Annotated in this window: 9 protein-coding genes; 6 read left to right on the top strand and 3 right to left on the bottom strand. The window is 66.7% G+C overall.

All coding sequences use genetic code 11. The annotated features are described in order from the left end of the window. Positions 1-196 precede the first annotated feature (196 nt). From Q0A15_RS08995 to Q0A15_RS08985, 3 genes are read left to right on the top strand one after another with little or no spacing between them, the layout of a single operon-like run. The gene (locus Q0A15_RS08995) at positions 197-1303 is read left to right on the top strand and encodes an App1 family protein (RefSeq protein ID WP_291279191.1); all 1107 of its coding nucleotides are present in this window, start codon (positions 197-199) and stop codon (positions 1301-1303) included. Then, complete coding sequence (locus tag Q0A15_RS08990) at positions 1300-1764, top strand: thioesterase family protein (protein ID WP_291279190.1); 465 nt, start codon at positions 1300-1302, stop codon at positions 1762-1764. The genes Q0A15_RS08995 and Q0A15_RS08990 overlap by 4 nt, the downstream gene beginning before the upstream one ends. Continuing rightward, entirely contained in the window at positions 1761-2612 is an 852-nt protein-coding gene (locus Q0A15_RS08985; RefSeq protein WP_291279189.1) for a siderophore-interacting protein, read from the top strand. Before Q0A15_RS08990 ends, Q0A15_RS08985 begins: the two co-directional genes overlap by 4 nt. A 137-nt stretch (positions 2613-2749) precedes the next feature. Here Q0A15_RS08985 and Q0A15_RS08980 read toward each other — a convergent pair whose 3' ends face one another. Then, positions 2750-4030, bottom strand: a complete 1281-nt coding sequence (locus Q0A15_RS08980) for an MFS transporter (protein WP_291279188.1) — start codon at positions 4028-4030, stop codon at positions 2750-2752. Between the two features lie 37 nt (positions 4031-4067). Here Q0A15_RS08980 and Q0A15_RS08975 point away from each other — a divergent pair, with 37 nt between their 5' ends. The 3 genes from Q0A15_RS08975 to Q0A15_RS08965 are packed head-to-tail and all read left to right on the top strand — an operon-like array spanning position 4068 to position 9221. Beyond that, positions 4068-5729 (top strand): ABC transporter ATP-binding protein, encoded by a 1662-nt coding sequence (locus Q0A15_RS08975; protein WP_291279187.1) that lies wholly within the window; start codon positions 4068-4070, stop codon positions 5727-5729. A 52-nt stretch (positions 5730-5781) separates the two neighbouring features. Next, the gene (locus Q0A15_RS08970) at positions 5782-7716 is read left to right on the top strand and encodes an ABC transporter permease subunit (protein WP_291279186.1); all 1935 of its coding nucleotides are present in this window, start codon (positions 5782-5784) and stop codon (positions 7714-7716) included. Continuing rightward, positions 7713-9221, top strand: coding sequence for an ABC transporter substrate-binding protein (locus tag Q0A15_RS08965; RefSeq protein WP_291279185.1), 1509 nt, complete (start codon positions 7713-7715; stop codon positions 9219-9221). The genes Q0A15_RS08970 and Q0A15_RS08965 overlap by 4 nt, the downstream gene beginning before the upstream one ends. 88 nt (positions 9222-9309) lie before the next feature. Here Q0A15_RS08965 and Q0A15_RS08960 read toward each other — a convergent pair whose 3' ends face one another. Next, on the bottom strand, positions 9310-10164 hold the full coding sequence (locus Q0A15_RS08960) for a heme ABC transporter ATP-binding protein (RefSeq protein WP_291279184.1): 855 nt from the start codon (positions 10162-10164) through the stop codon (positions 9310-9312). Next, the coding region (locus Q0A15_RS08955; RefSeq protein ID WP_291279183.1) for an iron ABC transporter permease at positions 10161-10786 on the bottom strand (626 nt) is incomplete at its 5' end. The genes Q0A15_RS08955 and Q0A15_RS08960, both read right to left, overlap by 4 nt.

Genomic DNA, 10786 nt, shown 5'->3' with positions numbered 1-10786 from the left:
TTGAATGCCTTCATGAAAGCCGGCTTCAAGGCCGCTGTCGTAGCGTGAGACGTCACGGCGGACGCACCTCCTCAGGTGGAGGTGTTGCAACCACCACTGGAGCCCGCCGTGCCCACAGCGTAGTGGGCACCGTAGTTGTGTCGCAGCCGCGCTCCGCTCACAGCGTCAGGCCGGAACAGCGTGCAAGACTGGGGACGTGCCGACGCCTCAATACTCAGAACCGCTCAGCGGCCTGGCCCTCTCCATCGAGGACTCGTGGCATGCCTTCCGTCTGAACCAAGCTCGGCGACGCGGGTGGAACATCACCGTGCTGCCGTACCGCGGCTATGGGCTGTCCGGCGACAACGGTTGGATCCGGGTGCTGGGCCGCGTGGTGATGTCCAAACCTGGCCGCCTGGTGGGCGGGCGCCATCTGCCCGACGTGGTGGCGGACGGCATCCGCGGGTGGCGCAACTTCGTGTCTCCCACGGTGTTGGGCGCCACGGTTGATGTCACGGTGGGGGACCTGCACTTCACCGTCACCGCAGACCGTGGCGGCGTGCTTGATGAGCGCCTGGCGGTGAACCTGGCCCCCGGTTGGCAGAAGATCGTCCTGTGCCCCCGCGATGAGGACGGGAACACCTCGGATCCCGTGACGTCCTCTGTCTTCGTGGTGGACTCCGCGCAGACGCACGGCGTGATCTGCGACGTGGATGACACGGTGGTGGTGACCGCGCTGCCGCGCCCCATGCTGGCCGCCTGGAACTCGTTTGTGCTCGATGAGCACGCCCGCAATTCCACGCCGGGGATGCCCGTGCTCCTGGACCGCATCACCCGGGATCAGCCCATGGCCCCCACCCTGTACCTCTCCACCGGCGCGTGGAACGTGAACCTGGCTCTGACCCGTTTCCTGGCCCGGAACATGTACCCGGACGGGCCACTGCTGCTCACGGACTGGGGACCCACCGAGGGGCGGGTCTTCCGCTCCGGCACCCAGCACAAGGTGGACCGCCTGCGGCGCCTGGCCGAAGAGTTCCCCCACATCTCCTGGCTGCTGATCGGTGACGACGGCCAGCACGACCCGGAGATCTACGCGGAGTTCGCTCGGCGCTACCCGGACAACGTGCGCGCCATCGTGATCCGTCAGCTGAGCCCCTCCCAGGCGGTGCTGGCCGGTGGCCGGTCCGAGGGGATCATGGGCTCCACGCCCGGGATACCGTGGGTGTATGCCTCTGATGGTGGCAGGATCGCGCAGCGCCTTGAGGCGCTTGGTCTGCTGACCCCGCCGCCTCAGCTCGACGCAGATATTGAGGAGAACGTGTGAGCAGGATCAGTGTGCAGGTACCCCTGCGCTGGGCGGACATGGATGCCTATGGGCACGTGAACAACGTCAACCAGGTTCGGTTGATGGAGGAGGCTCGTGTGATGGCCTTCGGTTCGCCCTCCGGCACGGGTGAACCCGTCAACAGGGCGGGGAAGATCGCCCTCTTCGAATCAGTGGGTTCGGAGATCCTGATCCTGGTAGTTGACCACCACATCCGTTACGTTGCGCAACTTCCCTATCGTGATATCCCGATCCGCGTGGAATTGTGGGTGGAGAAGATCAAGGGGGCCTCCTTCGAACTCCACTACGAGTTCTTTGACGGCCACACGGGTCAGCTGGCCTCACGTGCTTCAACGACCATGGCCCTGACCGACCTCGATGGAAAGATCCTGCGCCTCACGCCGGAGCTGAAGGCGGGCCTGGCGCAGTTCACCGACGAAAAGGACGACGACGCGGCATGAGCGCTCCGGACGGCAAGAAGCGTAAGCGGGTCCAGCACCTGGGCACGGTGGTGGGCACCTCCACGGTGTCGGATCATCTGGTGCGGGTGACGTTGGCGGTGGAGTCGGAGGCCTTTGAGCCCAAGGAATCCATCACGGACAGCTACGTGAAGCTGCTGTTCGCCGACCCCGGCCTGCAGCTGGTGCCACCGTTCGATGTGGATGCGATCCGTGAAGTGCACGGCCCCGCCGGAGTCCCCGTGACCCGCACGTACACCATCCGCGCCGCCCGCCCTCGGACCGAGGGTGGTTGGGAGCTCGACCTGGACTTCGTGACGCACGGGGACACCGGATTGGCCGGCCCCTGGGCTGCCGGCGCCCAAGTGGGCGACGTCATTGCCTTCCATGGTCCGGGCGGCGCCTACGCGCCGCGCCCCGGTGCATGGCACCTTCTCGGGGGCGACGAGGCGGCCTTGCCCGCCATCGCGGCCGCGCTCGAGTCCATGGGACCTGACGAGGTGGGCGTCGCGGTGCTCGACGTCGCCGGCCCCGGGGATCGCATCGACATCTCGGCTCCCGCCGGTGTCGAGTTGCGTTGGTTGGAGCGTGGCGGTGAGTGGACGCCGGAGTCCACCACGCTGGCCTCGGGGGTGGCCGCGGTGGAGATCCCGGCCGGCGCGGACGCCCAGGTGTTCGTTCACGGTGAGAGGGAGAGCATGAAGGATCTGCGCCGCCTGCTCACGGAGAAGCACGGGCTGGACCGCAAGCAGATGTCGCTGTCCGCGTACTGGGCCTACGGCCGTGCCGAGGACGAGTTCCAGGCGGAGAAGCGCACGCCCATCGGCAAGATCTTCCCCGAGGACGCCTGAGCGCCGCGGTATACCCCCGGCATGCGAGAAAGCCCCCGGATCCGTGATTCGCCCCCGTCCTACGACGGGGGTTTCTGAAGTGTCGCGTTGCAAATGGTGGGTGGCGGGGTAAACCGGTGAACGTCGATCCTGGGGGCTCACCCGTCCTCCTGCGTGTGCTTCCAGATCCAGGGGCGCGTCACGGCCAGTGCGGACACGGCAGGGAGTGCGGCCAGGCACAGCCAGGGCAGTGCGGCGGCTGGTTGGGCTGAAGTGGCGTGATCCAGCAGTGATCCGATGCCGATGTTGCCTACCAGCACGAGGAATCCTCCTATGGTGGCTAGCAGGCCGAAGTAGGACCCGGTCGCCGCATTTCCCGCGAAGCCGTTCACGGAATGCATAGCCGTGGGCAGGGCAAAGAGGTGGCCAAGGGTGACCAGCGTGGCGGCTGTGAAGGCCGGGGCCAGCTCGAAGCCGTCAGGTGCGGTCCATGGCGCGCACAGACCCAGCAGGGTGAATGCGCTCGCATGGCAGGCGTAACCGATGCGAAGGCAGATCCGTGCGGGCCGACGCGCGGACCAGCGAGCCACAGGGACCTGCAGGGTCACGGTCAGGACGGATACCCAAGTGAAGACCAGTGCCAGGGCCGTGGATCCGGAGCCGACCCGTTGTAGCTCGGTGGGGATGGAGAGGTAGAGCTGGTTGTAGGCCAGCAAGTCCACCGCGTGGATGGCAGCGAACGTCGCGAAGTGGGGGTTCTTCAGCGCCGTTCGTTGCCTCTTGGAAAGTGGCGGGGCGCCGTCCGTCGCAGAGGCGACCGAGGCCGTGGCGGCCTGTGCTCGTTGCGGCGTCCCGCCGGGCAGGATCAGCCACAGGAGTAGGCCGACGGCCGCGAAGAGGGCGGCGCCGGCACAGGACGTCGCCGCGAAACCCCACGGCAGCAGGGCGGCGCCGAGCAGAGGGCCGATTGCCGCTCCCGCCTCGCCGAGCACGGTCAGCCAGGCGAAGAGGGTGACCCGTCCGTGTGGGAGGGCGACGTGGCGCTCGACGGCGGCGACCAGTGTGGAGAGCGCCGGGGAGAAAAGAGCCCCGCCGAATCCGGTGAGAACAGTGCCGAGCAGGAACACGTGAAGCTGCGGTTCTGGACCCCACAGCGAGGCCGCCAGCGTCAGGAAGCCGCAGCAGCGCACTGCACAGCCGATGAGGATCATGGTCCTGGCCCCGAAGCGATCCGCCAGAAGCCCTCCCAGCAGAAAGGCTCCTTGCTGGCTGAAGGTGCGCACGCCGAGGACGAAACCGATCGCGGCGCCACCGAGCTCGAAGTCGTGCGTGAGTACGGTGGCGATGAAGGGCACTACGGCGTAGAAGCCCACGTTGAAGAGTAGCTGGGTGCCGAGCAGGGTCGGAGCCTTGGTTCGACGGTGCGTGAGGTGAGTCAAGTTGTTCTGGTGTGCCCTTTTAGTGATAATGATTCTCATGTGCAATAACAAGGATGCCAGAGACGTCGATGCCGCCCAAGCGACGCTCGAGGTCAGAGATCTGTGCATCTCCATTGGTGCCAGCCGCATCGTCTCGGGCCTCAGCTTCAGTGTGCGCACGGGTGAACGGATCTGTCTGCTCGGGACCTCCGGCTCCGGAAAGTCACTCACTGCCTCCGCGATCCTCGGTCTGCTTCCGGCAATAGCCACGGTCGCCGGAAGTATCCAGATCAACGGGGAGGAGGTCTGCGGTATCCCGCTGGCGCGCCGCCCTGAAAAAGCCAGGGCCGCCATGGTCTTCCAAGACTCGGCGGTTGCCCTGAACCCGTTGGTGCGACTGCGCGAGCAACTGGTGGAACCACTGCGTCGGCACGGCGGCCTCAGCCGTGAGGATGCCTGCGTTGCCGCCGTGGAATTGGCCGAGTCCGTGGGTCTGCCGGATGCCGAGGCGCTGTTGTCTCGCTACTCTGGTGAGCTTTCCGGCGGACAGCGGCAACGCATCTGCATCGCCCTGGCCCTGGCCTGCGACACCAGTCTGCTGATCGCCGACGAACCAACCACCGCCCTGGATGTGGTGACTCAGCAACGTGTGCTCAACGTGCTGCGCACCTACACGGCCGGTCACGCCATGCCCTGCCTGCTGTTCATCACCCACGACGTGGCCGTGGCCTCCCAACTGTGCACCCACGCCGTCGTCATGCACCGGGGACGCATCGTAGAAACGGGCGCCATAGACGACGTGTTGGCTCATCCTGGCCACGCCTACACCCGCCATCTGGTGACGGCCGCCGCGGCCGGCGGGAACCTAGCGTCGGCCATTGTTGCGCCGAAGGCACCAACCGAGGCTCCGAAGCCCGATTCAGTGTTACGAGTCAGGGAGCTCACTCGCACCTACACCGGGCCACGGTCTCGCTGGTCTGCGGCGCGGGCCCGGACCACCGCGCTCGCGCCGACCAGTTTCGACATCGGTCGCGGTGAGCGCGTCGGGGTTCTCGGCTCCTCCGGCTCCGGCAAGACGACTCTGTTGCAGCAGTTGCTGGCCCTGGACCTACCGGATTCGGGCACCATCGAATTCGACGGTCGACGCATCGAACCCGGCACGGCCACGCGGCTGCGTTGGTACCGCAGGCGCGTGCAGTACATACCGCAGGACCCGGCCTCCACCTTGGATCCGTTGATGCCGGTGAGCATGCTCGTTGCGGAACCACTCAAACGCCTCGGGGTGGATGGCGACCACGGCACCATGGTGCTCGCGGCGCTGGAATCCGTTGGGCTGAACTCCTCGGTTCTGAACCGGCGTGCAGGAGAGATCTCCGGCGGCCAGGCACAACGCGTGGCAATCGCGCGCGCCATCGTCATGGGACCGGAACTGCTGCTGGCAGACGAACCGGTCAGCGGCCTGGACCTGCCGCTGCGTCAGCAAGTCGTCGCGTTGCTGCGCACCCTGTCCGAGGAGCGCGGTATGGGCCTGATCGTGGTGTCCCACGACCTCTCCGTCGTCGCGGACCTGTGCGACCGCACCATGGTCATGAGTGACGGCCATGTGGTCGAGGATCGGACCACGACCGATCTGCTCGAGTGCCCGGAACACCGTGTGTCCAAGGAACTCGTGGCGGCCATCCCGAGGTTGCGGGATCAACACGCCGCTCTCATCGCCTGAATGCTTCCTGCCTTTCTCCCGTCCTTCCCTGCCAGTCACGACAGGTACACCTATGTCACCCTCCACACTCGCCACTTCACCGTCCGCCCCACAGACATCCAAGCCTTCGACGCCGGAGCGGCGCAGAAAGCGGTTCCCGCGCGCAGCCATTGTCTCCACCATCTCCCGTGTCGTGATGATCCTGGCCGCGCTCTTCCTGCTGAGCATCCTGCCGCTGCTGTCCGGCAGGGACGTGGCCACCTCCGTCTACCGTGCGCGGTATTCGGAGGGCGTCATCACCGAAGAGGCACTGGCAGGGATCCGTGAGGAACTCGGGATCGACGGCGGCGTGTTCTCCACCTTCGTCTCCTGGTTCGCCCACGCGTTGCAGGGGGACTTCGGAATCTCGTGGGTCACCAAGGAGCCGGTGCTGCCCGGGCTGTTGGAGGCGTTGCGGACCTCTCTCACAGTCATGGGGGCCTCGCTCTGTGTCGCGTTCGTCCTGGCCGGGCTGCTGACCATTCCCACGTTCCGCCGTGGACTACGTGGGTGTAGCGAACGAACCAACGGTGGTGCCGCGGCGGCCTTCACCGCGTTGCCCGACTTCCTGCTGGCCTCCGTGTTGCTGATCATCTTCGCAGTGCAATTACGTTGGCTTCCGCCCTACGGCTGGGGCGGGCTGCAGTACACCGTGCTGCCTGCCCTGGCCCTTGGACTACCTTCGGGCGGACTGCTGGGGCGCCTACTCTCCGATGCGCTGGCAGACACGTTCAGTGAACGCTGGGTGTCCACTTGGCTAGTGGCCGGGTACTCCAAACGGCGTATCGTCCTGGCTGCGCTGCGGCGTGCGATTCCGTCTGTGGCCGCGCCCGTCGGCATCGTCCTCGTATCCATCACCGCCAGCGCCGTGGTCATCGAGCGGGTCTATGCGATCCCTGGCATCGGCCGCGCCACCCTGGGCGCCGCGGAGGCACAGGACCTTCCCACGCTGCAGGCCGGGGTGCTGCTGCTGATGCTGTTGGCGGTGGCCTGCGGTGTAGCCGTGACCGTTCTGGGCTATCTCTTCCTTGGTCCTGCCTTCCGCTCCCGGTCGCTGCCCGCGGTGGCGCCGAAGACTCCGAGCTCACGCTGGCGGCTCGTGGCGCCAGCCGTCATGGTCGCGCTGCTTCTCCTGTTGCTTGCGGCAGGGCTGACAAGAGACCCCCACGCGCTGGATCACGACCGGCTGGCGGCCCCCAGCTGGGGCCTGCCCTTCGGTGCGGACGCCAGCGGGCGCGACCTGCTGGCCAGAATCGCCCACGGCGCGGCCTCCACTCTGGGCATGGGTCTGGTGGTCACCCTGGTCTGCTTGGCGCTGGGCTTGCTGATCGGCCTCTTCCCCAACGCCGGCACCGGGCCCATCGAGATCACCAACGCCGCTCCGCCCATCCTTGCCGGCCTTATTGTCTCGGCGATCATGGGCTCCTCCGGCATCGGTGCGGCCATTGCCGTGGCGGTGGTGAGCTGGGCGCCGCTGGCCTCGCATACTGCCGGCCTGGTCAAGGAGGTCAAGGCGCAACCACATATCAAGATCGCCTCCATCCAGGGGGTGGGCTCTGCCCGGTTGCTTGTGCGCCACGTCCTCCCTCGCGTCGTGGGTCCCGTGACCAGGCATGCCGCACTGCGGTTGCCGGGCACCTGCCTGGCGCTCGCAGCGCTCGGTTTCCTGGGGCTGGGACCTCAACCCCCCAAATCGGACTGGGGCTTGGTGCTGGCGGAAGGTCTGCCCTACGCCGAACGCGCTCCGTTGGTCGTGATGGTTCCGACGCTGGCCCTGATCGTCCTGGCCGTCCTCGCAGTGTCCCTGACCGGGCTGAGCGTGGACTGGCGCAAGAAGCCCTCCAATGAGGTCGCTGAGCCCCCAGCAGGCGGGACCGCCCCGTCCGGTCCCGCAGCTGACCCCGACTCCGTCCCAGGTTTCCTCGCCACGGTTGGCGAAACCCCTACAAGAAAAGGAACAACTCAATGACCACGAACCACCACCGGCGTCGCGGCGCTTCAGCCACGTTCGTGCTCGGCTTGGCAACGGCCATGACGCTCAGCGGTTGCGGCGGCTCGTCCGACGCGATCTCCAAGGGCGACGACCGCGTCCGTGTGGCCTTCATGCAGCCGCCCAAGGCGGCCATGAATCCGTTCAGCGATGATGCCTTCAAACTTTCCCGGACCAGTACAGCAGAGTCCCTGGTCCGGATCGACGAGGATGTGAAGCCGCAGGCGCAGCTGGCCACCAAGTGGGAGCGAATGGATGACACCACCTGGGTGTTCACATTGCGGGACGATGTCACGTTCCACGACGGTGAGAAGTTCGGGCCCGACGCTGTGAAGAACACGCTGGACCGGGCCATGGCCTTTAATCCGGCACCGCGCGCGCTGAGCGGAATCAAGTTGAGCACCGAGGTCACCGGGGATCATGAGGTCACGATCACCACCGACACCTCGGATGCCATGCTGCCCAACCGGCTGGCCAGCCCCCAGCTGTCCATCATGAGCCCCAAGGCTTACAAGGACGATGGCACCATCACCCCCGTCGGGACGGGGACCGGGCCGTTCGAGCTGGTGAAGGTCAACGGGTCCACGACCATGACACTGGACCGATATGACGACTACTGGGGTGAGAAGTCCAAGACGAAGGGTATCGACGCGTCCTTTGTGCCGGACGGCACCGCGCGAGCTGCGGCTATCCGGTCCAAGGAGGCGGACGTCGCCGAGACCATCCCGATCTCCCAGGTGGGATTGCTGGATCCAAAGGCGGTCAACGAGGTGTTCATGCCCCGGACCACCTCGGTGTCCCTGAATACGAAGGAAGGTCCGTTCAAGGATCCGCACGTGCGAGCCGCTGCCCGAGCCGCGGTGGACAACAAGCAGATCGCCGACACCGTCTATGAAGGCCACGCGGACCGGGCCGTGGGCCTGCTCGGTCCCGCCGTCCCCTGGGCGGAGGAACTGCGCGGAGACGTCGAGTCCAAGTCTGAGCCTGCCAAGGTGGACGGCGTGGAGATCACACTGGCCACGTACACCGACCGGGCGGAGAACCCGGAGATCGCGGTACAGATCGAGGCACAGCTGGAGGCGGCAGGATTCAAGGTGAAGCAGGACGTGCGTGAGTACGCCAACATGGAGAAGGAACTCCTGGGCGGCAGCTTCGATGCCGTGGTGGTCTCCCGCAACACCATGTTGGACACCGGCGATCCGCTCTCCGCGCTGGCGCAGGACTTCGGCTGCGACGGCGGCAACAACATCGCCCAGTTCTGCAGCGAGGAACTGGACAAGGTCCTCAAGGACGGCCTGGGCCAACCGGCCGGGGCCGAACGCGAGAAGGCGACCATGAAGGCAGAAGAACTGGCCCTGCAGGCCGACGCCGCCATCCCGCTGGTGCACGAGCGGGTGATCCAGGGCGAACTCGGCACTATGGAGGGCTTTGCCCGCGACCCGTTGGAGCGCACCCTCGTTACGGAGCAGACCGGGGAGAAATGACCTGGATGGGCCACCGCGCCGTGGCCCATCCAGAGCGGCTACCTTGCCGGTGGCGGCAGGATGGCGGCCACCACGCCCGGCCCCAACGTCATCCCAGCGCAGCGCCAGGCCGCACGGGCCCTACCCGCAACCGCCCACCGGCATGGATGACCTCCACCGGCGTCCCGTAGACCTCGCTCAGCACCTCGGGTACGCACACCTCGGCAGGTGTTCCAACCAAGCGCACCCGCCCGTGCTGCAGCAGCACCAAACGGTCGGCGTAGGAGGCGGCGGCATCCAGGTCATGCAACACCACACCCACGGCGGCACCACGTGAGGCCATTTCCCGCATCAGCTGCAGGGACGCCTCGGTGTGGGCTACGTCCATGGCGGAAGTGGGCTCGTCCAACAGGATCACCGACCCGGAACTCACCGGAGTGGCCTGGGCGATCACGCGCGCAAGCGCCGCGCGCTGGCGCTCGCCGCCGGAAAGCGTGGTGATGTCGCGCTCGGCCAAGTGGTGCAGACCCGCGAGTTCGAGGGCTGCGTCCACCGCACCCTCGTCGTCGGTCTTCAGCTTGCGCCACGGCGTGCGGCCCATCTCCACGATCTCGCGGACGGTGAAGGCGAAGGCCACGGAGGAGTCCTGCGGCATGACGGCACGGCGGCGGGCAGCCTCGGCGTGGTGCACCTTACGGGCCTCGCTCTCGCCCAGCCACACGGAACCCGAAGTGGGCCGAAGATGGCTGGCGGCCACGGCCAACAGCGTGGACTTGCCTGCTCCGTTGGGGCCGATGACGGCCGTGACCTTGCCTGGTTCCAGCGACAGGTCCACCGAGGAGAGGATCTCGCGACCCTCCACGGCGACGGTGGCCCCACGGCCCTCCAGCGCTCCCCGCACGCCCGACGCAGCAGACGCAGGAGACGACGACGAAGCAGATGGAACAGACGCCACGGCACTCATGAGCGCACCCCCGATCGTTTCAAGGTCCGGCGCAGCAGCAGCAGGAACAGCGGGCCACCCACCACGGCGGTGAAGATCCCCACGGGCAGGTCAGCGAACGGGATGACGGTGCGTGCGGCGATGTCGGCCGCACCCAGCAGCACCGCGCCACCCAGCGCGGACAGCGGCACCAGATAGCGGTGGGAGGGGCCCACGATCAGGCGCAGCGCGTGGGGGACGATCAACCCCACGAAGGAGATGATGCCGGCGAAGGCCACGGCCGCGCCGGTCAGGACGCAGACCACCACGATGGCGATGACTCGCAACCGCTCCACGTTGATACCGGACGCGGATGCGGATTGGTCTCCCAGAGCCAACACGTCCAGTTTGCCGCTGATCATCACGCAGGCCACGAATCCGACCACGAACACCGGAGCCACGATCCAGATGTTGCTCCACAATGCGTTGGACAGCGTTCCCATCTGCCAGAAGATGACCTGTTCACGGGAGGTGGTGTCACCGAGGAAGATCAGGAAGCTGGTGGCCGCTCCGGCAATCGCGTTGATGGCGATACCGGTCAGCACCAGGGTCAGGACCACGGCCTTGCCTGCCACCCGGGAGAGACCCCAGATCAGGAAGGTGA

Origin of the sequence: Galactobacter sp. (assembly GCF_022712295.1) — a bacterium.
Lineage (GTDB): Bacteria > Actinomycetota > Actinomycetes > Actinomycetales > Micrococcaceae > Galactobacter.
The sequence above is the reverse complement of the archived record's forward strand: the minus strand, read 5'-3'. Positions and strand labels throughout refer to the sequence as shown.